Origin of the sequence: Photorhabdus antumapuensis (assembly GCF_020387775.1) — a bacterium.
GTDB lineage: Bacteria > Pseudomonadota > Gammaproteobacteria > Enterobacterales > Enterobacteriaceae > Photorhabdus > Photorhabdus antumapuensis.
This window is the reverse complement of the sequence record NZ_JAHZMK010000010.1, coordinates 71,515-94,466: the sequence shown is the minus strand read 5'-3', so window position 1 is coordinate 94,466 and position 22,952 is coordinate 71,515. Positions and strand designations below refer to the sequence as shown.

The window sequence follows — 22,952 nt, the reverse complement described above, 5'->3', positions numbered from 1 at the left end:
TCAACACCTTCATGTCATTAATTAATTTTCTAATTTATCTCGAATGAGTTGTCTTAATAATCGTTTATTAATCTTTCCAACCGGTGTAACAGGCATAACATCAATAATCTCGACACGATCAGGCAATTTATATTCAGCGATTCCTAGCCCCCTTAAATATTTCCGCAATTGCAATGCGTTTATATTCGGATCAGCCACCACAACAAAAGCACAGCTTTTTTCTCCCATCAAAGGATCAGGCATCGAAACTAAAGCGCTATGGATAACACCTTCATGTTTGAGTAGCAAAGATTCAATTTCTTCCGAAGCAATTTTTTCACCCCCGCGATTAATTTGATCTTTCTCACGTCCGACAATACACACATAACCCTCTTTAGTCATATAGGCTAAATCACCGCAATAATAAAAACCTTCGTTATCGAATACCTTCGAATTGTGCTCTGGGCTTTTATAATATCCCCGGAATGTATATGGCCCACGAATGATTAACATCCCCGCCGAACCTGCCGCTTGTATATCGCCTTTACTATCAACGATACGCAGCTCATCATCTTCACTCATTGGGCGCCCCTGAGTGGTAAATATACGTTCATCATCGTCATTAAGCCGGGTATAACATACTAACCCTTCGGCCATCCCAAAAATCTGTTGCAACTTACATGAAAAAAGTTTCGGGATCACTCGCGCCACACTTTCACTTAACTTTGCTCCACCGACTTGTAATAACCGAAGACTTTCCAGTGAATATTCGTATTTCCTCATCGTCTGAATCCATAACGCGACAGCCGATGGCACCAGTGAGGTCATTGTTACCTTATGTTCACGTATTAGTGGAAAACACGTCGTAGGCCCAGGATCTGTTGCTAATATGACACAACCGCCAGCGTAAAATACGCCAAGCGCCCCCGGAGAACTCAATGGGTAATTATGTTGCGCCGGCAAAGCACAAAGATAACGGGTCTGTTGTGTCAATTCACAAATTTCCACACTGCGTCTAACGCTATAATAGTAATCGTCATGCGTCCTTGGAATTAATTTAGGTGTCCCAGTACTCCCACCTGAAAGTTGAAAAAAAGCGACTTCATCTGAACGTGTCGTCTCAAAATTCAAAGGTAAATTTGTTGACTCTAACCACGATTTTAATTCATGGGTATGTTGTATTTTGCGACCATCAACGACGATATTCCTTAGCCGTGGACAATGTGTTTTTAATTGCTCCAGGAAATCATTATTCTGCAAAAGTGAATGCTCTGACGAAAGTACAATCAGACTTGGATCAATTTGTTGGGCATAAGCAAGTAACTCTAATTTATTATGGCTAAATAATGCATTAATAGGTACTACTCCCATTTTCAGTAGCGCAAAAAATGTAATATAAAATTCAGCTATATTCGGCAATTGTACGATAGCAGTATCACCTCTCTTTATTCCCGCTAAAGTTAAATTTGCGGCTAATGCAGATGATTGTTGATCAAGTTGATGATAACTAAATTTACGGTCACCACAGATAATAGCTATTGCTTCAGGTTGTATCTGACATTGTTTATAAAGTATGTCAGTTAAGGGTTTACCAAGCCAATAACCCTTTTCACGATAACGTTCTGCTAATTCAACCGGCCAGCGTGTAAATTCAATAGACATGATTTCATTCCTTACAATAATATTTAATACCTTGAACAATCGTCGATGACTGTTTATACCTATTTACTTTATCTTCCATCAGAAATATTTCGATCCTTATTTTGTGAGCCACTTCTAAATAAATACATTTCGTCACAAGTCATACTTCGTGCCAGCGCTCAAAATACAAATTTAATTACCTAATATATTGCAAAATAAAATCATATTGCTAATAGTTAGTAACGTATATACCTAATAGATTTCGAGTTGCAGCGCGGCGGCAAGTGAACGAATCCCCAGGAACATAGATAACGATGTGACTGGGGTGAGTGAAAGCCGCCAACAAAGCAGCAGCTTGAAAGATGAAGGGTATAACCTTTAATCCAACAGGGGTAAATTATGTCATGCTTTCCTCCTGGATATTGGGAAAAATATCCGAACACCGCCACCGTGATCACAACATATACTTGCAATGCTGCTTGCAAAGAATGTTGTTTTGAATGTAACCCCTCGGTAAAAGCGCGTTTAAGCCTGGATGAAATTAAACAATTTATTGCACACTCAAAAGCTAACTTTCCAGGGTTAAAGTTAGTCGTCTTCAGTGGCGGGGAATGTTTCCTGCTAGGTAAAGATCTGATTGAAGCCATTCGCTTTGCCTCAGATCACGGCTTATTAACTCGTTGCGTGACTAACGGTTATTGGGGAAAAAATAGAGAAAAGGCGCAAAAAATCGCCCAAGACTTAATAAATGCTGGCATCACAGAGATAAACATCAGCACAGGGAAAGATCACAGTGAATGGATTCCTCTTGATAGCGTAGTCGCAGCGGCAGAAGCATTGGCGGAACAAAACATTACAACACTGATTACAGTAGAACAGGATACCGTTGATTCTGCCATTGCAACGCAAATCACCCAGAACCCGATCATTAAACGCCTGAAAGAACAAAACAAAATTAATTTACAACGAAATACCTGGATGCCATTCTATGACACCAGCGAAGAACGAAAAGATGTTCCAAACCGGGATCAGCAACTGGCAAAAGGGTGCGATCAGGTGTTTGAAAATATTGTACTGACACCACACGGTGAAATTTCCGCTTGCTGTGGGCTGACATTAGAGCATATCCCCGAAATGAAACTTGGCCGTTTGCAAGGAGGCGATGTATCTCAGCTTTTTAAAGGTCAGGAAGAAGACTTTATGAAAGTGTGGTTAAGGACAGAAGGGCCGTACAAGATCCTGAAAAAATATCGCCCGCAGGATAGTAACATTAATCTGGAAAAAATCGTTCATCCCTGCCAGGCTTGTGCTCATTTGCATAAAGACGAAGAGACACGCCGGAATCTGCTAAACAATTACCATAAAGAAATCATTCCGGTAATGAAGAAATTTAACGCTAAAGAAAGACTGGATCTCATCTACTATTCAGCAGAAAAAAATGCCGTTAACTTAACTGAGGAATGAAAAATACGACAGGATCGAATCCAAATTTTAACGTTACTACTAACGAATATCACCAAAAAAAGTATTTATCGGCTAGAAAATTTTTATTTAATGAAGTGGTAATCAAGGAAAGGAAATACTTTATTCTTCTTTAGGAATATTTTCACTTACTATTTTGTGATCGAAATCTAGATAAGGACATTTTGTCGCGAAATATATTTAGTCTAAACGCTAAAAATATAAATTTAATCAACTAACCTATTGCAAAATGTCACCATCCAGCTAATAGTTAGTATCGTCTAACCTTTAATCGAACGGAGGGTAAATTATTCTATGTTTTCCCATTGAGTACTCAATGCGATACCCAAATACTATTATGATAATCATAATATATACTTACAATGAATATCGCAGGTAAGAAATATCAATTAGATAATTATTTCATGAAATTATCTCAGTAATGAAGAAACTTAACAAAGAAAGGTTACATATTATCTTAATAAAAAAAGAATTCCGTTAACTTATAAAGGAACGAATTATGAAAAGACGTACATTTATTGGCGTGGCTGCTGGTGCAGCTATTGGCAGTGTCATACCCACCGTCAACGCTCGCACTGATAGTAACCGCCTGTTTGGCGTGCCACGTTCATTACTCTCTCCAGGGGAAGTTGAAGAAAATAAGCTAAGGCTGTCAATGTCAAACGCCAAACTCCCGGTTGAAGTTTGGGAAGAGATCATCACCTATAACCGATTCTGGGAAACCCTACAACAACAGCCCAATTTAGCGTTAGAATACCGGGAATCACCGGAAAAAGTGTTGGCTGAATTTGGCATAAACAAAGATATCGTTAGTCCCGGTTCCGCAGAGGAATTACTGCTATTCATCACTTATGACAAAGATTTAATGAATGCGGTAAAAACCAACGACTATGAGGCGCTCTTTTCCCACTTAAAAACCTATGGTTTAAACGAAAGGGGCTCAAGTCTGAGAAGCCGAATCAATCACCATCTCAATCAAGATGCCAGCCTTGTCGCACATTTTAAAGAACACATCGAATCCTATCAGCTCCAAGATACCGACAGTCCTCCTCTTATCCGGCTGAAAGAAATTCTGGAACCCTTAAACAGTGAAGATGATACCAGTATTGAGATTGCTCGCTTGGTGGTAGGAGCAAATGTCGTTGCTGCGGTTAACGTGGCTGTCGGCACCCGAGTTGTCGCGGCAGTGAATGCGGCGGCGGCAGTTAACGTAGCAGCCTACTTGAGCCTGGCGGTACAAGTAGCGGTCACTGTATGTATGGTAAATTATTTACCCAAAATTGATCATAGCGACCTTTCAACCGGTACGGCTTCTCTTCATCTTGCCAGACTCTATAACAACCAAGAAATGGTCGATACACTGGTCAAAGAAGCTATCAGAAGGGAAATCACCGCTTGCCTGTTTGCGGCGCAAAAGTGTGGTTATATCAATCTGCCCGCAACACGCGAAGAACGCAAAGAAGTGATTCATCTCTTTACCGAATTATCTTTAGGAATGGCAGCAGCATGAATAATATCGTGGGATTAAATCCAGACTTCAAAGTCATATTAATGAATGTCGCTATGCTCGTCCTGATCGCTTTAGTTTTTCTGCCTGTACCATACTGGCTCAGTCACAGCAATCCCAATAAGCTGGCGACAAGTATTGCGACAACTCTCTTTGTCATCATTGCCTTATTTGTAGGCTATCAACTGTTATCAAATAAAGCCGTGGTCAAGGAAGGAAAATTATTGATGAAGTCCGGGGTATATTCACACGAATGGGTTATTTCCTCATTACACCAGGAAGAAAGCGTTTCCTTGGAAGATTTTAGTCGAAGTAATGGTATACATATTATCCATTATTCGTCTGGATACTATCACAAGGGACAAAACAAATATTTCATTCTGCGTGTAAGCAAACGCCCTCTGATCTGCTTTAGCTCAGAAGGTAATATTGGGTTATGCATAGATGAATCTATTGTCGAAAAAATAAAGGGCGAGTTGCAAAGTAAAATATAGTGTGGAGCCGCAAGATAATGGAATATAGTGACAATTATTGGCCGTTGAATTATACCCAGCTCCGCTTAGCGATTGCTAACACTGTTGCTGACGATAAATCTGTCTTCAATGTCGGTGAATTCGTCAGCTTCAGTGATAATATTAATCTGGCAAGATTGAAGCAGGCCATTATAACCATTCATCACTTCAATGATGGTTTTTCCTTACGTTACCGTATTGCTGAACACAATATTTTTCAGGAGAAAGGATCTACACCGGTCGAAGTTATACCAATAAAACTGTCGGATCCCGCAGTAGAACAAGCGGCAAAAGCTGATTTTGCGAAGAGAACAGCTCAACCGCTAGCGCCTGAAAAAGGGGTAACGATAAGGCATTATCTTTATTTTAATGACGTTGGGTGCTGTTTTTGGGGGATCATTGCTCACCATATCGCCACAGATTATTGGGGCATAGGTCAGTTAATTCATGATGTTTTGTCTTGCTATGAACAACAAGCATTCTACTCAACATCAGCGCCTATTTTTAGCTATCAGGCTTACCTTGACGATGTTAAATATAAAGCAAACGTGCATTATGCCAGCAACAAAGAGTATTGGAATAACTACCTCAACCAACTGCCCAAATTAGAGGATTATGCCCGTAAACGCCTATTTCCCTCAAAAGCAATTAAAGTCAGCCGGCCGCTCACCGCAAACAACGGTGGTTTTACCTTTAATGATAAATTAATGATGATATTGGCGCTATGTCTGCAAATGACCAAACGAGGTCGCTTATCAACAAGTATCATCAATTTACCTTTCTCTAATCGACGTGATAAAGGAGAATACCGCTATTATCGCCCGGCAATGAACACCTTGCCTCTTATGGTTTCTTTAGCTCCGCAGGCAACAATAAAACAGATCCTCGTAGCCATGCAGTCGCAAATTAGCTTACATAGCAAGCATAGCCGTATTGATATAAATGATTTAAATGATGAAGCAATCAGTCGAGCAGATCAATTCACTGCCGCTCCCTATGTTAATCTGCTACATGAGCTTGAACATGATCTTATGAAAGATAATCGCGCCATTCGCGGTTGTATGACTTCCGGCGCAGTCAACAATTATGGGATTAACATCCGGTTTTCTCCTGATGGGAAATCAGCATTAGTTGAATTGGATGTGGGGAGCCGCCTATATAGTTATTTTGCCGCCCATACTCTGATCGACGATTATTTACGTATTTATAGCACCATTGCAGAAAACATTAATGAAACGGTTGAGATATATTGGGAAAAATATAAAAAAATTGAACCAATGGATAATATTACATCTAGCCTGGATAACCCCGAAAATATTGTCGCTAATCACCCTATCAAAGAGAATATTATTGCCAGAATAGCACAAGTCGTTGCAGTATCGCCGGACAAAAAATCAGTCATTTATGGGAATCAAGCAGAAATAAACGCTGTGCATTGCCTTAATTACCATGAACTTTACCACAAATTATTAACTTTCAGTCAATTGATATTATCCTGCCCACTACAAAACCGAAGGGTAGCAGTGTTATTACCCAGAGGAGTGGATTCTTTATTATCTATATTATCAATCCATACTGCGGGATTATGTTTTATCCCAATCAATATGACATTTGGGCAAGAAGAAATTAATAACATATTAAATAGCCTGAATATTTCCTTATTAATTACTGCCCGTCGCTATCATGAAAAAATAAACGTTATTAATAATACGCATCTTCTCTTTATTGAAGATATAGAAACTCGCCCTTCCGAGATATTCCTAGGGAATGATATAAAACGTCCCGCAACTCCAGAGGACGAAGCCTATATCTTTTTTACATCAGGCACCACGGGTGTACCGAAAGCAGTACCGATAACGTTTAAGGGGCTTTATGCCTATTTGGCTGCAATGACAGAGCAGTATGATATTAAACAAGATGACGTTATTCTCAATTTCAGCACACCCGTTTTCGATGCTTATATTGAAGAGGTGTTTGGCTGTTTTTATCAAAGCGCCACATTGGCGATTGCCAATGATCACATGATCGTTGAGCTTAATACACTGTTTTCATTTTGCCATGCACAATCGGTTACTATAGTTAACTTTCCTACTAATTATTGGCATCAAATTGTCTTTTTCCTACATGCAACCATTAAAGAATTAGCGCCTTCGATTAGAATAACAATTATCGGTGGCGATCTGGCAATGGATAAAGCCATTCATCATTGGTTGGAAAAAGTAGGATGTGGCATTTCTCTGATTAACTCTTATGGTCCAACAGAATGTTGCGTTGTGGCTAGCAGTCACAAAATAGATGATAAATTTCAACCCGGCAATATCATTGGCAAAGCGCTAACAAATACCACTATCGTTATTCGGGAATATGGAACTGACAAGATCATCAATGGCAGTAATGGAGAAATATGTATCCGTGGTGATTCTATCTGTGCCGGATATATTAATGATAATCAATCAACTTCACATAAATTCTTACAGTTGAACGATGGAGAAATCTATTATTTAACCGGAGACCGTGGATTTTGCGATGCCCAAGGGAATTTAAATTTCATTGGCCGCCTGGATAAAGAGCATAAAATTGACGGGAAACGTGTCGATCTGGATGAAATGCAAAAATTACTTACAACGGGGATTAATATTGATGACATTCATTTAACGATAAAAGAAAATGAAACGGGGTACCAATATATTAATATATTTATACCTGATGGATCATGCTCAATTACACGTCACGAAATCGTTTCATTCTTGCGTGGATGTTATCCAAAATTACAGGTGCCTTTTATTGTCGAATTAGCCTCATCCAACGATTCTGCTCCAGTGTCAGAGTTGAATAAAGAAGATAATATTTCTCAAATTAAAAGGGAAAAACGAGAAATATTTTTTACTCTATGGCGAGAAGTTTTTGGCGATAGCGATAGCGATAGCGTTATTAATGAAGAGACTAATTTCTTTGACGCAGGTGGTACTTCGCTTAAAGCATTATTGTTAATTAATAAGATCCAGCAACATTTTAATTGTTCTATTCACCTGGAAGATTTCTATCACGCCCCTAGATTAGGTTATCTATTACAATCTGTCATTCAACAAGGGAAAATACCGGTTTTAATCGATAAAAATAGCACTTGCCTGACAGAACAACACGACCAGTATTATTGGATCATTGATACTATCTCTAATCGTTCAGGCGCTCATAATATCCCGCTGTATTATCATCTGACCGGTGATATTGATTTAAAGAAATTACGTTATGCGTTGCTGTATACCATGCAATATTTCCCTGCCCTCTGCCAAAGAGTCACCATAACAGATGGGCAACTCTCTTTAACCTTCTCACCCGCTATCGAAGAGAACCTACCTTTCGAATATATCGATTTAACTCATGCTACCGGCATCAATATTGAAATTTCATTACGCAAAATCTTAAATAAGATGGCATTTAATCCGATAGCGTTACAGGATAATCCACCGGTATATTTTAAATTATTAAAAACAGCAGAACATGAGCACTACCTTTTATTAAATTTCCATCATGCATTTTGTGACGGGATGTCGATTGCTCATGTGTTGCAAAAATTATCTTCCGCTTACGCAGATAATGTACCAAAGATTGCAGCCGCGACGGAAACAGGCATTAATATCATTAATCAGCGCATGTCAGACGAAACATTAAATTTTTGGACAGAAAAATTGTTCAATGCACTTTCAGTTGCCGGACAGCATAATGATACATCAGAAGCTCATCAGAGGACCCGGGGCCGACGTTATTCAATGCCGTTGTCTCCTCAATTAATTGCCGCACTATCCAGCACACAGAAAAAATATGCGGTGACTCTGGAACATATTGTGATTGGCGCATTTCTGATGACCATTAATTCATTACTCAATAAAGATGAGATTATCGTAGGTATTCCTTGCGCCAACCGCGTTCCTCCCATACCGTTTGACAGTGTTGGTAGCTTCGCAACAACACTACTGCTGCCCTACGTTACGGCGGAAACTTCGCTGATTAACGTATCCAGATATGTCCGCGATTTTCTGGCAGACACGAATAGGCATTCCAATATCTCACTGGCCTATTTAAAACAACATCTTCATCACCACCACGGTATGCAATTACCGGAAATCACCTATTATTTTTCTTCTCAAATAGGATTTGAAACTGGTTTATATCTTGGTGAAACCCATTGCACCAAGGAAAAAATCAAGGGGCTTAAGCCTAAAGGAGATATTGCGCTCGAACTGATCAATTCGCCAACTGGGATAGGTCTGGAATGGCTCTACGATGATGATATTTTCTCTGAAGATATCATCAGCGACATGGGGCTGTTTTTGATTGATTTATTGGATTGCATAGGCATTCAGCATGACCTGATGCCTGGCGATACAGAACGATAACAAATAGTAAAATGGATGCTGATTGTGCTGGTCAAACAAAAGAAATGGGTGGTTATCACCATCACCATGATCGTTTTTCTTACCGTGCTTTATAACAACTTTAGCCAAAAAGAGACATCTACGGTTATGACAGAACAAATCGTCACTGGAACGTTAGGTGATGTTATTACTACGGTAAATGCTGCCGGTGTTATACAACCAACCAGTCAGGTCAATGTTGGTAGCCAAATCTCAGGCCAGTTAACCAAGTTATATGTTGAAGTCGGGGATATCGTCGAAACAGGTAAGCTGGTCGCCAGCATTGATGATACTTTTTATCGTACTAAAGTTGAGGCAAGCCGAGCGCGACTAGAAAAATTGCGAGCCATGTTGCAGGAGGAACAATACGCTTATCAACTTCTGGTCATCACGGAAAAGCGCCAAAGAGAGCTTAACTTGCGCTCCGCAACCAGCCAGCAATTGCTGGATGAGGCTGCTTTCGGCGTCAAGAAAAGTCAGGCAAGAATTGAAAGCCTCAAAGCAGACATCAGGCAAAATGAACATATTTTGCATAGTGAAGAAGTCAGCCTCAGTTATACCCAAATCTATTCGCCTATTGCCGGCGTAGTAACTGCAATCCATGTTGACCCTGGGCAAACGCTGAATGTCAATCAACAGACACCGGTCCTCATGCAAATTGCCGACCTCAAAAATATGACTGTTTATGCAAAAGTTTCCGAAGCAGATATTAACCAAATCGTGACGGGGCAAAAAGCCTCTTTCAAGATCTATAGTGCAAATCAGCATATATGGCACGGTAATGTTAAGAAGATTATGTATAAGCCCGACCTCATTAATAATGCCGTTTATTATACGGTGCTATTCGATGTCCCCAATGATAATTTCCTGCTCAAGCCCGGTATGAGTGCAGATGTCACTATTGTGACCCACGAAAGCATCGGAGTAGTGACCATACCCAGTGACATACTGAATAATAAACGGCATCAACCTTTGAACGATGATCTAACTACCTATTTTTTACGTGAGATGAAAGAGGGAAATATCGTAGTAAGAAAATTGCTAATCGGTCATAACAATGGAAGACGTTCAGTCGTTGTCAGCGGATTACAGAATAACGAGCAGATCGTTGTACTTTCCAAACAAGATAATCTTGGGAAGAGTCAAAATGATAACGCTAAATAATATCTGCAAAACCTATGGTAATGAGGGTAAACAACATCTTGTCTTGAAAGATATTTGCTTAACCATAGACCAGAATGATTATGTTGCTATTCTTGGTCGCTCCGGTTCAGGGAAAAGTACCTTATTGAATATAATAGGGCTTTTGGATCTCGCCAGTGCGGGAGAATATCTTATTAACGATCTCACGGTGACTCAGCAAAAGATTCACTCATTAGCACTTTTACGGCGAAAATATTTTGGCTTTGTCTTTCAGAATTATAACCTGCTCGAAAACTACCGCATTGATGAAAATATCTTGATGCCCATGTACTACTTAAAAAGAAGCTTCGATTATGACAGAGAACATTTTCATTACTTAATCGATCGCCTCCAGCTTGACAATTTATTAGATAAATACCCGCGCCATCTGTCAGGGGGAGAACAACAACGCGTTGCTGTCGCTCGCGCTTTAATCAACAATCCAAAGTTTATTATTGCCGATGAACCTACCGGCGCGTTAGATACCACTAATGCGACCAATCTCATGCAGCTTTTTGCTGAATTACATCATAATGGATGCGGCATTATCCTAGTAACACATGATCAAGCTATCGCCAAATATGCCAAACACAAACTATATTTAGATAATGGTTGTCTGGTGACTCAATGAGTATGAGTAAAATAACCTTAAAATTCAATGTTTATTCGACGGTTATCCTGTTTAACCTCAAGATGGCGGTACGCTCTCTTACCGCTCATAAAACACGGGTCTTCCTGACTCTATTATGCATTGCTATCGGGGTAGCTTCGATTGTGATCATGCAAGCAATTGGTACAGAAACCAAGCATCATATTGTTAAGATGGTCTCCTCAATGGGAAGCAATATCATTTCAGTAAAATATAAGGGACAAGAAAACGGCGCTTTCGATTCCCATCATGATTATCTGACACCAGAGGATATAACGTCACTTTCAGGTAATCCCCATATTAGCCACAGCACCCTATTTTACGCTGCACCAGGAACGATAGTTTCTCCACAAGGCACTGCTGATGTTCAATTAATTGGCGCCAATGCAGATATCGCGATTATCCGTAATCTGGTAATTGATCGTGGACGTTTTTACACATTACAAGACGATGCTGCCCTGGCAAATGTCGTTGTTTTGGGGGCCTCTCTGGCCGAACGACTTTTTCCACAAAAAGAAACCGCATTCGAGCAAAGTATCAAGATCAACGACATCTCAATGCAAGTTATCGGTATCTTGACACAGAAAGGCGAAGGTATGGATGCAGGAGTAGATGATGCCGCCTTTTTGCCAAGCAACAGCTATCTGGTACGTCTGTTCGGCAATACGCCTCCTAGTGGCATGGCGTTGAAAGCTAAGGACGCCTCTCATATTGAATCAGTTAAATACGCTGTTGAACAACGATTGTCGCGGTTTCAACATCAACAAAGCTACGAGATACGTAATACCACGGAATTGTTGAAAACGTTGCATGAAACCCAGTCAAAAATTAATCTTTTCCTATTGTCAATATCGTCAGTAACCCTCTTTGTCGCGGGTGTCAGTGTCATGAATACCATTCTCATCAGTGTGAGAGAACGTAGAAGAGAGATTGGTATACGGCTTGCCGTAGGAGCAAGTTATTCTGATATTTTTTACCAGTTTCTTACCGAAGCATTTTTGATTTCATTATTGGGAACACTATTAGGACTGTTATTCTCATTTATCGGTTTCAGAATTTTATTACTATTTGATATCGCGGTTGGTTTCTCTTTCTATTCCTTTTTATTAGCTTCCCTTGCAGCCTGCTTCATTACCGTAGTGTTTGGTGTATATCCATCACATCGTGCAGCCGCATCGGCGCCAATCGAAGGGATAAGAGAATTGTAGCTTGTTTTATTTCATAACACTTTTTGGAGACACAATGAAAAATCAGCTTATCTATGAAATTTTACATCGAGAAATCAAAGCGCTTCATCCAGAAGCAGAGGCAATACCTGAGGATGAAAATCTTTTTGATATCGGTTTCGATTCGATAAAAATGCTGATGCTGGTTGATCGGCTAAATTATGCAGGGTATCCAATTAACTTTGCAGATTTAGCCCGCTGGCCAACAATCAACGATTGGGTCAAACTGCTCGCAAAAGATGAATAGCGTTGTCTATTTCATGATGAATGGTGGATGATCCATGCAGCCAAATCTGCAATTACCTGCACCGGGATCTGACCTGGTTGCAGATAATCCTCTCCACCATCACATCCTATTGTAGGCAATAAAATATGATTCAATCCAGTGTAGAGTTTGAACTCTGCCTGCTTATTATTTTGCAGTGCAGTTTGCCACATCGTGAAATCAACATTATGCAAAATCTGGAAATCCTGATCTCCCTGAGCAAAAAATAACGGCATTGCAGGCAAGCTGTTTAAGCAATCAAATGCATGATAATTCTCAATCTGTTTGAGATAACTATCCGGCACTGACAAAAAACTCTCAAGAGATACTGTATCTTGCTCTTTCCCACTGGGTAATTGGGATAAAATCACCCGGAGTAAATTACGGAAAGGCGCCGCCAACATCGCAATGCCCGTAACATTTAAGCCCGATTTTTGCTGTAAGTTCTTTGCAATTAATGGGCTGACATATCCGCCGAAACTGTGCCCAACCAAAAATACTGGCACATCGTGAAATTCAATATGTCCCATTAAACCAATCAGAATATTACAAGCATCGTCAACAATTTCCGTATTGAGATCGACAACCTCAGGGTCCATATTTCTCTGCCGGATACGGTAATAGCGTTTGTCAAAACGTACACTCACAATGCCATATTGACTTAATTCATGTGCCAACATACGAAACAGTGGATTAGGCCCAATATCATAATCCATCGAATGCGGACCAGAACCCGCAAGCAATAGTACAATTGCTTTGGCAGTATGGGGTGATGGCAAACATACCAAACCATCCGGGACATCTCTAAGACCAAACGTCTTTAACGTTTTTTCGATAAAAATACCCTGTTTTGCATACGCATCAGGTATTGGGCATTGAGATAATGTGAGAGAATGAATTTGCCGATCTTTAATCCCAATATAAAGATTGAGCTTTCCATTGAGAGTATTTAGCCGCAGGTGACAAGCACCTTGCTGCTGATAAATAATATCGATATCTGAGTTACACAAACTGTCTGCCAATACAGTTAAAGCTAAATCATCAGCCGCCATACGCAATGATTCATTCATTAATTCCCTGGCTGCTTCCCATTGCTCATTAAGCAATGTGGTTATTAATATCTGTATTTCACTTTCCAATGTGGCAATTAAGTTCTTAATAAGCATGTAATTACTCAACTTCCTACGGCCACAACCGCGATGTATGCACTAAAGCTAAAATCCAGACAGTTTCACTACTAATCTCATAAACCAGTCGATAGTGTTCGTGTGGAAAAAACTCCAAAGTATCAGAGATCTCTCCGGCATGACCGATATAAGGGAAATCTGCTAATCGATCAGCCGCTGACTCAAACAGTTCGTCCATTTTGAGTGCAGCGTCTGGATTTCTTACAATAAGGTTCCCATATTGCCTCGCTATCGCAAAGCGCCTGAGGTGTCCAAATTACGTTCACTTACGAGCCTTAACCTGTTCTCTTCGAGCCGCAAAAATCGCTTTTACGTCGCTATGTTCAACACCATTACCCTCTTTTACAGATTGGCGTGCGATATCAACCTTTTCCTGAAGGAAAGCACGATATTTATGACGCTGGACATATTCATGCATCAGTTCACGGACAACTTGAGAAGCTGGGCGGTGTTCTGCTGCCGTAGCAGCCATAAAGTGATCACGCAGAGCTGATTCAAGTTTCATAGTAAAAACAGCTTGTTTACCCATAGTCCCTCCTCGTTTGATATAAAAAAATATATACCATTTCATTATTGACATCCACTCCTACCGACTTAGCCAGGAGTGGATATCCAATGGATTATGGTGACTCTCTCCGCTGTTGAACGGTAACAATATGATCCGCTTTAGCGAGAAGATCGGCATTATGCGAGACAACGATCCACAGACCGGGCCAGCGCTCAGGTAAAACCGCCCATAAATGACGGGCTGTATCCATATCTAATGACGAATCGCAGTTATCAACAATATAAACATCAGCGGGACGACATAACATCCGAGCCAATGCCAAACGTTGACGCTGACCGCCAGATAATTGACCGGCACTGCCAGAGTTAATGACGGTATCGAGCCCTCCTGGCAATTCATATGAGCCGGGCGTTAAACCTACCGCCTCCAGCGCCCGTACCATGACATCATCATCAATATCCTTATCACCTAACGCAAGGTTTTGCCTTACGGTTCCACCAAAAAACCCCGCTTTCTGCCTGGCATATCCAATACGTGGATTCCTCCACCAGTTTTCATTTCCCAGAACTTCTCGGTTATTCCAAAGTACACTGCCGGAACTGGATTTTTCCAGACCAATCAAGTAACGCAAAAAGGTGGTTTTACCCGAACCAATATCACCAACAATGCCAATAACCTGATTAGCTGTTGCCTCAAATGAAACAGGGAGTTGAGTTTTTGAATATGCCAGATGATTAACGCTCAGCTTATGCAGAATTTCATCTTGCTCATACTCTTTGGTCTCTTTTTTATCTACTTTATTCGCCAGAAACTGCCTGATTCGTCCATAACACACATCAGCATTTTTATAATAGGCAACCGACCGGCCAAAGAAAAGTATCTGTTCACTGATCCAGCCGATATAGGTCAAAAATAGTGCCAGATTCCCTACAGTAAAACTGCCATCAACGATTCGTTTACTCACTATCAATAAGACAGCCGACGTCCCAAGTATGACAATATTTTTGAACAATCCAGAAAGAAGGTCAGTAAATACCTGATGTTTGGCTTGAATAGCTCGTCGATTGACAAATTTCTGCGATAACCGCTCAATCTGCCCCTCCATTTTGTTGCCAAGGCGCAGGTCGCGTATACCCGTTAAGACGTCAGTAATCTTGCCAGCAATATCCCCTTGCGATTGACGTTTACTCTTCTGTAAATTCCCTACCTTGCGTTTAAGTATCACCCCGACCCAGAGGCCCACAATCATAGGCATAAGAGCAAGTGTGGTTATTATGTCAGTGTTGATAAGCACAACTAATGCGATAATTAAAAGTAATGCACGGTAAATAAAATCAGAGGTCCAACTCAGAAATTCCGCAATTTCATCACTATCATCACGGATACGGTTCAGAATATCGCCTTGAGAAAAAGTCTGTCTCTGATTGCGGGAACAATGGCTCACTCCCCATAAAACCCGCTCTTTCAGGTAAGCACTGACTTTGAAAATTAACGTAAAGTCAAAGGTTAATCCTAGGAATAGAAACAATGATCGCAAAACCATTGTGGCAATCGCCGAGGCAAGTAACCACCAGACCACAGGGTTAGTCGGCTCATTCATCGCTCTATCGAGTAATTTACTGATTAAGTAACCAATCAACAGAGGAAAACCATGCATCAGTGTCCACACGAACATGGTAATGAAATAGAGAGGAGCAAACTTTTTTATCAGCTCAATCAAGGCTGGTAACATTTTAAGTTTAGTTGATACATTGGAGGATATAGTCATACCATAAGCCCATGATTACTCGTTAACATTGCGATTTCTGTTTCAGGGATTCGTTGTTGAATCCGCCCATCATCGATAATGATAATTTCATCAACCACCGAAAGCGTGTGGAGGCGATGTGCAACCATCACGACAGTGCGATTGTGGCTTAACTTTTCAAGTAATTTCAGCCAACTCTCTTCCGTTCGGGGATCAAGTTGAGAAGTTCCTTCATCAATAATGACCAACGAGCAATGCTGTAACATCACTCTGGCACCCGCTATCATTTGAATTTCTCCTGCTGATAGCATCAGACCATTAGTACCAACCGGTGTATCAAGACCATCAGGTAATGCCCTAACCCATTCAAGCGCATCTAATTCCTGGAGAACCTCCCAAATTTGATCGTCAGATATTTCATTGCTGAAAAGCGTTAAATTTTCCCGCAATGTTGCGGAAAACAGATGAGTACGCTGACTCAAGACAGCAATCTTTTTTGCAAACTCTTCCGGCTTAATCGTTGAGACATCGACATTACCCATTGTTACTCTGCCTGAATCGGGTCGCGCAAATCCACACATCAAATTAAGAAGGGTACTTTTCCCCGCCCCCGTTCTACCAATAATGCCAATTTTGCTCCCCGGAGCGACGTAAAAATTAACGCCATGCAAAACCTGAGTTTCTTCTCCGTTATAACTGAAATCAACATTATCGAAATGGATAGAGAGAGGACCATCAGGCAGTAAATTATCCGATGATTTACCTGGGGCGCCTTCATTTAACATTTTTGCCGAAAGTGACAAAGCAGCAAATAATTTCTGTATCAGCTCTATTTCTGATGACATATCCTCCACCGGCTCCCGAAGTTTATCAACGTAGAGATAAACCATCGTTAATGTACCGATGCTTAAGCTGTTCTCACCAAGTAATTGCAGCCCAAAACCAAAACCTATACCAAAACAGAGTGCAAAGAAGATCTGAGTAATTGGCCAAAAAGCCCTGCCACCAATATAAGCACTGCGTTCAAATTTGAGCAACATTGACAGCATTTTACGAAATGCAATGGCAGGCCAATGCGCCTGCGACAAGGGTTGTAAATCATCCATTGCATGTAATGAATCACCGACAAAACCAAAGATTCGGGCTTTTTCATTTCGCGCAATTAACCAACGACGAACAGAAAGTCTGGTTAACTGAATCAATACATACGCCACCAGTATGACGACGACTGCTATGGCAATACCTGCCTGAGGCATGACGCTGAATATAATGACCAATGTCCCTAATGTCAGCGCTAAATTAGCAATGGCCTTGAAACCTGCTTTAGAAATCGTTTTTCCTATAATATCAGCATTACCTTCAATATTTTCCAGCAATTCTCCCTGTGATCGCCGTTCTATTTCCAATACAGGTAAAACTGTCATCACATGGTGAAAGAGCTTATATCTAATGGTATCAGCAATACCCCAACCGGCTTTGGTGCTCATGTAACTGGTTACCAAACTACCGATAACACCAATCGATGCAATAAAAACATAAATGATTGCCAACACGATAAGTTGATCAACAGTCGTTCCTGATGTCGCCTTATCAACATAATTCCGGATAATATAAGGACCGCTTAGATCGCACGATAATGTAACGGTTAAGGCCAAAAACGCACATACAACTGTCCCCTTAAATGGTATGGCACTCTGTAGCAGTATCCGCCATACAGTTAAATTCTTTGACATGACGCTTTTCATCTTTAGGTTATGGCACCTCATTAAAATTAGCGATGTTATTTGCAACAATCAGTATATACCCGTTATCTTTCAAGCTGCCTCTTTGTTGGCTGCACTCACTCACCCCGGTCACATAGTTCTCTATGCTCCCGGGGATTCGCTCCCTTGCCGTCGCGATGCAACTCGAAATCTATTAGGTATATGCAGCCAACATCAAGGTTATTAATAACAGATCGATCATAACAGCAAGATCTGGTTCACATTTAGCAAAATGCAATTATCGCAAAATACCCGCATTTATCACGATCTGATTGAAATGTTTATAAACGCTATCACAAGAAAATAGCCGAAAAATAAAATTGAGACCTTATTCTACAATGTCAATACCTTTATCAGGTCATTTAATAACCTAATTGTCAGGTGCATTCTCAATATGAATAATGAACAATAAATAACTTATTCCAAACGATGAATCATAAATGGAGTAAAAAATAGCAATAATTCCAATGAATTATAATGATTTTTACAAATATATAGCGACTATATAAATGAATTCCTATTCAATATTAACTGCCTTAAATTGCGCGTAATTTAAACAATTCATTACTACAAAGCAGTAGCCTATTCTATATCGAATTAATTCATATTAACTATTCATATTGTCAGATAATATTTGATCATAAAAGGCCAATGAAAAAATCACAACCAGAATCACTTGTGCCAATAAAAGGGCCTTTCGGCCCAAGTAATCGTTTGCGCAATTAGTCCAAAATAACACCGATACGGCGCGCTACCTCTTCATACGCTTCAATCAGGCCACCAAGACTTTGGCGAAAACGATCTTTATCCATTTTGTTCAACGTCTCTTTGTCCCACAAACGGCTACCATCAGGAGAAAATTCATCCCCTAGAACTACCTGCCCTTTGAACAAACCAAATTCCAGTTTGAAGTCAACCAAAATCAAACCAGCATCATCAAACAATTTGCTCAATACCTCATTGGCCTTGTAGCTCAATTCTTTCATTTCAGCCAGATGTTCTTTGCTAACCCAATCAAAAGTTTCACAATAAGATTCATTCACCATTGGATCGTGCTTAGCATCATTTTTCAGAAACAGATCGAACAGAGGTGGATTCAATACCAGACCTTCCTCAACACCAAGACGTCTAACTAATGACCCCGCAGCCCGATTACGAACAACACATTCAACCGGCACCATATCCAGCTTTTTAACTAATACCTCAGTGTCCGATAACAGTCGTTCCATTTGCGTCGGAATCCCTGCTTCCGCCAATTTGCTCATAATGAAATGGTTAAATTTATTATTCACCATCCCTTTACGATCAAACTGTTCAATACGTTCGCCATCCAATGCTGATGTATCATTACGGAACTCCAACACTAACAAATCAGGATCATCCGTGGTGTACACCGTTTTTGCCTTTCCACGATACAACTCAGCTTTTTTTTGCATCTTATATACTCCAGAGATATTACTACTGTATAAATACCATAAATAAATAATAAAACAGATTGCTAACAAAATCCTGTCCAAAGGGTCGATTTTTTCCTATAGCTGTCGAATTAGTCTGAAAAACAGCCAAACTTTATGCTAAAAAACCATTTGCCTATCAGTTTCAAGGCAAGCCGATAACCGTAGAAAAACTTACCCCAAAGGCCATCTGGTAAATAAAGCTAGCAAAAGGATTAATCGATTCTGTATTTATCGGGAGTTAAAAACCCAAAATATCGTGAGAATTTTAAATATCGTTTCAAGAAGAAATGGTGTGGAGAGGGTATTCTTCACTCTGCGCTAATTTGTTTTTTTATCCGAGATTTTAGAGATCAAACACTGACTTAAAAAACAACGCCCTATCAATAAGCTGGCCTGCACACGCAGGCCCTTTTTCAGTGAATCCCATGCAAAGCATTTTCTGTCTTGACAGAAAGGGGGGAGAATTGACCCGCTCTCAGTTCTGTCAGCGCATAAAGGAGACGTCCCATCCTGCCATTACCGTCAGTGAAACCGTGAAAACCGACGACAGCAGCAAAGAGCTGTTTCCCAATCTGGGGATCTTCCTTATCCAATGTCTCCAAATGATGTGCCAGCATTGCTGCACCGCCTATACTAGAAGGAAGGCTCCCACCGCTGATTGCTGGACCACGATAATCACGCTCTATGTTTGGAACCAGTCTATGATGAAGCTCCTTGAGGACTTGGCTATCAGTGAGATCTTTTCCATTATGGGTATACTCCTTGAGTAGCGCTGTGAAGTTACTCCATTCGTTCCCCCCCGAAGTAGATGCCTTAAGTATCCAGGCGGTAGCACGGTCAGCATTATCCGTTAACTTACTTGGGTTATAAAACTCTTCAGAAAGGGTTTCTGCATAAATGCCCTGGCTAAGATCTTGGCTTCTTATTGCTTCTTGATGATGTTGAGCTGCCAGCAAGTTCTTCTCTTCCATCATCAAAACTGGCTCAAGACTGTCAACAGCTTTAGCAGCCGAAGGTTGCTTATGCAATTGTTCAAGGCTGACAAACTCTTGCTTAGGAGCCGCCAATTTATTGGTCAATTGAGCGGTTGCCTGGTGCCCTATCAGATCCTGTAATTTTTTACCGGTCTCTGTATTTTGTAGCGACTCTGACATAGTACGTTGTAGCAAAAGTGCATGTTCAGACAACATGGCTTCTGTCATTTTATGTGTATCTACTGTCCTTAATTTCTCGAGTACTTGTTCTGGTGTCCGCAAACTGCCATCCTTAAACAACATACGAGCATGGCTAACCGAATCTGTGCTCTGTAGACGCTGCTGTTGCGCCCCTTCGGTAGAAAAGAGGGTTTTAGTCACCTCTTTAGCCACTGAGGCACTACTGCCATGTAAGAAAAATTTACCTACCCCTTCAAAGAAACGGGCAAAGTGATTGCCTTTTGGATGTGTACGCAAAACCTGTTGCAGATCTGCATTAATATGATATGCATGCCCAGCAACTTGCAATTTACCTTCGTTACGAACCTGCTCTTGTATTTGTGATGAGGCATGTTGTAATGCGGTAAGATTCTTAAATTCGATCATAAATTATTCTCCTGTCGTAAGACGACGGCAAGGTATTTTTCTGTGATAGTGACGATGGAAATGCATTTGCCCAAGTAATAAATTCAGACAATTCATGCTCCAACTTATTGGCCGTTAGAGGTAGCAAGGGTAATATTCTATATGCAACGACCCCAAGCTCCTGATGCCAACCAACACCAGGTAACTGATTATTTAATGGATTAAGTGCTATATTGAGCAAATAACGAAGAGTGTCAGCATCAGCTGAATCTGGAAGTGCCATATCTATCTGGCCAATAATGACTAAATGTTCTTCCTGACGACGCAAAATAATAGGCATAGCGTTATCGATGAGTAAGAAGCAATTTCCCTCTTCATCAAAAGAGAGTCCACTCATACCCAATTTGGTTGCCAGTTCGGTCATTAATATATTAGTGAGATAATCATTCATAGTGGAGAAAGGAAACCCAAACATTTTGATGATAGGATTTTAAGCTTTCAGCAATATGATGACTGTCAAATCTAGTCTATCTTTTGTATATTGACAACCAATATTAGGCAGTTATAGATAACAGCTTTACCACAGATAAATTCAAAATTGACAATATAATCAATCATATAGACTAGATAATATTTAGGCTCCGACTTTTCAGTGATACCCTTTCCGGGGGAAATTGCGCTGGAAGAGACCGTCTTAACCTCGCGGCAAGACCATCTTTTGTACGAGACTTTAATGAAATCAAAGCGCTTACTTAAACAGCCAGCGCTTTGTCAATAATCCGAGGGGCTTTTCGCCCCTTTAATTAGACCTATAATCCTGTGGTCTGGCTGAAAGCAGCCTTCAACGCTGCAACCAATTCGTCATTTTGTGACTGGGTCAACGGCTTACCTTTATCACTGATAAACTGTAAGCTGCTCCGGTTATTCAAATCACCAACTTGTAATTTGTAATCACCTTCACTAATGGATGGCTCATTAACACCCATTGATTTCCAGCCAGATGAACTGAGGCTTTTATAAGTTACAGTAATAGAGCCCGTTGAACGGCTGCGGCTACCCACTTTCATACCGACCTTTTCCAGTGCTGCCGGTAATCTATCCCAAACAATATTATATGGCGCCCGAACAATCATCCGAGGTAATCCAGATGTATCACCGCCACTCTGTACATCCAATGAACCTAGATTACGCGCCACAGAGTCATCGCTAATGCGTTCACGCTGCTGGTTTACACCTTCAATTAATTCATTGAGCATCAGTGTGTTATAACGTTGGATTTCAAGAGGATCAGTTATCTGATGATCACCTTGTCTCAGCCCTTCATTAGTAACGGATAATTCAATCTGATAGCTCTGGCGTGCAACACTAATACGATGACGAGTCTGATATGGAACATTTTCATCCGCACGCGGCCAATCGATCCAATCGGTTGTCAATGTCTGGCTAGCATCATCGCGTTGGCTAACTTGGTAACCTTTTTTCAATAGCACATTGTTAATCTGTGACCACAGATGACTATTCTCAGGAGTGCTTTCAAATAGCAACTTACTGCTCTTTGCACTGTTTTCAGTACGGGAACCACTCAATAGGGCTAGTGCCTGAGATGGCGGGCGAATATCAAGCGCTTTCCCAACCTGCCCTTTAGAGGCTATTGCTGGAATATCATATTCACCATTCTGCAATGGCAATACCATACCCGCAGGAACTTTCAACGCCTTCAGGGAAGGTGTTTCAAGATATGTCTCATCATCATTGACTTGGCGCTTATAGCTCTGGTCGTTGGAACAGGCTGCCAATAACATGACAAGTGACATACCAGCAACCTTCATCACCTTCGATTTTTGCAACAATATTGCCATTAAAATTCCCTAAA

Annotated in this window: 18 protein-coding genes; 8 read left to right on the top strand and 10 right to left on the bottom strand. The window is 40.7% G+C overall.

Annotated features, from left to right (window positions below):
- Positions 1 to 21 precede the first annotated feature (21 nt).
- Positions 22 to 1,641, bottom strand: a complete 1,620-nt coding sequence (locus KZ793_RS02525) for a (2,3-dihydroxybenzoyl)adenylate synthase (RefSeq protein WP_225813215.1) — start codon at positions 1,639 to 1,641, stop codon at positions 22 to 24.
- Between the two features lie 378 nt (positions 1,642 to 2,019).
- Here KZ793_RS02525 and KZ793_RS02520 point away from each other — a divergent pair, with 378 nt between their 5' ends.
- The 8 genes from KZ793_RS02520 to KZ793_RS02485 all read left to right on the top strand — a co-directional run bounded on the left by KZ793_RS02520 (position 2,020) and on the right by KZ793_RS02485 (position 12,840).
- Positions 2,020 to 3,084, top strand: a complete 1,065-nt coding sequence (locus KZ793_RS02520; protein ID WP_225813214.1) for a radical SAM protein — start codon at positions 2,020 to 2,022, stop codon at positions 3,082 to 3,084.
- 517 nt (positions 3,085 to 3,601) lie between these two features.
- A complete protein-coding gene (locus tag KZ793_RS02515) occupies positions 3,602 to 4,612 on the top strand; it encodes a hypothetical protein (protein ID WP_225813208.1) in 1,011 nt (336 codons plus the stop codon).
- Positions 4,609 to 5,103: a hypothetical protein gene (locus KZ793_RS02510; protein WP_225813206.1), complete on the top strand. Its 495-nt coding sequence runs from the start codon at positions 4,609 to 4,611 to the stop codon at positions 5,101 to 5,103. The genes KZ793_RS02515 and KZ793_RS02510 overlap by 4 nt, the downstream gene beginning before the upstream one ends.
- Before the next feature lie 17 nt (positions 5,104 to 5,120).
- Positions 5,121 to 9,518 (top strand): condensation domain-containing protein, encoded by a 4,398-nt coding sequence (locus KZ793_RS02505; protein WP_225813204.1) that lies wholly within the window; start codon positions 5,121 to 5,123, stop codon positions 9,516 to 9,518.
- A gap of 24 nt (positions 9,519 to 9,542) precedes the next feature.
- Positions 9,543 to 10,700 carry an efflux RND transporter periplasmic adaptor subunit gene (locus KZ793_RS02500; protein WP_225813194.1) on the top strand — a complete coding sequence of 386 codons (1,158 nt, stop codon included), beginning with the start codon at positions 9,543 to 9,545 and terminating at the stop codon, positions 10,698 to 10,700.
- Positions 10,684 to 11,349, top strand: coding sequence for an ABC transporter ATP-binding protein (locus KZ793_RS02495; protein WP_225813193.1), 666 nt, complete (start codon positions 10,684 to 10,686; stop codon positions 11,347 to 11,349). Before KZ793_RS02500 ends, KZ793_RS02495 begins: the two co-directional genes overlap by 17 nt.
- 2 nt (positions 11,350 to 11,351) lie before the next feature.
- Complete coding sequence (locus KZ793_RS02490; protein ID WP_225813191.1) at positions 11,352 to 12,575, top strand: ABC transporter permease; 1,224 nt, start codon at positions 11,352 to 11,354, stop codon at positions 12,573 to 12,575.
- Positions 12,576 to 12,609: 34 nt separating this feature from the next.
- Positions 12,610 to 12,840, top strand: coding sequence for a phosphopantetheine-binding protein (locus KZ793_RS02485; protein ID WP_225813189.1), 231 nt, complete (start codon positions 12,610 to 12,612; stop codon positions 12,838 to 12,840).
- An 11-nt stretch (positions 12,841 to 12,851) separates the two neighbouring features.
- Here KZ793_RS02485 and KZ793_RS02480 read toward each other — a convergent pair whose 3' ends face one another.
- From KZ793_RS02480 to bamC, 9 genes are all read right to left on the bottom strand, one after another.
- The gene (locus KZ793_RS02480; RefSeq protein WP_225813187.1) at positions 12,852 to 14,024 is read right to left on the bottom strand and encodes an alpha/beta hydrolase family protein; all 1,173 of its coding nucleotides are present in this window, start codon (positions 14,022 to 14,024) and stop codon (positions 12,852 to 12,854) included.
- A 16-nt stretch (positions 14,025 to 14,040) separates the two neighbouring features.
- Complete coding sequence (locus tag KZ793_RS02475; protein ID WP_255619128.1) at positions 14,041 to 14,223, bottom strand: type II toxin-antitoxin system RelE/ParE family toxin; 183 nt, start codon at positions 14,221 to 14,223, stop codon at positions 14,041 to 14,043.
- Positions 14,224 to 14,307: 84 nt separating this feature from the next.
- Positions 14,308 to 14,574, bottom strand: a complete 267-nt coding sequence (locus tag KZ793_RS02470; RefSeq protein WP_225813186.1) for an antitoxin of toxin-antitoxin stability system — start codon at positions 14,572 to 14,574, stop codon at positions 14,308 to 14,310.
- A 91-nt stretch (positions 14,575 to 14,665) separates the two neighbouring features.
- Positions 14,666 to 16,321 carry an ATP-binding cassette domain-containing protein gene (locus KZ793_RS02465; RefSeq protein ID WP_225813185.1) on the bottom strand — a complete coding sequence of 552 codons (1,656 nt, stop codon included), beginning with the start codon at positions 16,319 to 16,321 and terminating at the stop codon, positions 14,666 to 14,668.
- A complete protein-coding gene (locus KZ793_RS02460; RefSeq protein ID WP_225813184.1) occupies positions 16,318 to 18,033 on the bottom strand; it encodes an ABC transporter ATP-binding protein in 1,716 nt (571 codons plus the stop codon). The genes KZ793_RS02465 and KZ793_RS02460 overlap by 4 nt, the downstream gene beginning before the upstream one ends.
- A 752-nt stretch (positions 18,034 to 18,785) precedes the next feature.
- Positions 18,786 to 19,499 carry a phosphoribosylaminoimidazolesuccinocarboxamide synthase gene (gene purC / locus KZ793_RS02455; RefSeq protein WP_225813183.1) on the bottom strand — a complete coding sequence of 238 codons (714 nt, stop codon included), beginning with the start codon at positions 19,497 to 19,499 and terminating at the stop codon, positions 18,786 to 18,788.
- A gap of 434 nt (positions 19,500 to 19,933) precedes the next feature.
- A complete protein-coding gene (locus KZ793_RS02450; RefSeq protein ID WP_225813182.1) occupies positions 19,934 to 21,100 on the bottom strand; it encodes a VopS family T3SS effector adenosine monophosphate-protein transferase in 1,167 nt (388 codons plus the stop codon).
- Complete coding sequence (locus KZ793_RS02445; protein ID WP_225813181.1) at positions 21,087 to 21,530, bottom strand: type III secretion system chaperone; 444 nt, start codon at positions 21,528 to 21,530, stop codon at positions 21,087 to 21,089. The genes KZ793_RS02450 and KZ793_RS02445 overlap by 14 nt, the downstream gene beginning before the upstream one ends.
- 358 nt (positions 21,531 to 21,888) lie before the next feature.
- Positions 21,889 to 22,938, bottom strand: a complete 1,050-nt coding sequence (gene bamC / locus KZ793_RS02440; RefSeq protein WP_225813180.1) for an outer membrane protein assembly factor BamC — start codon at positions 22,936 to 22,938, stop codon at positions 21,889 to 21,891.
- Positions 22,939 to 22,952 lie beyond the last annotated feature (14 nt).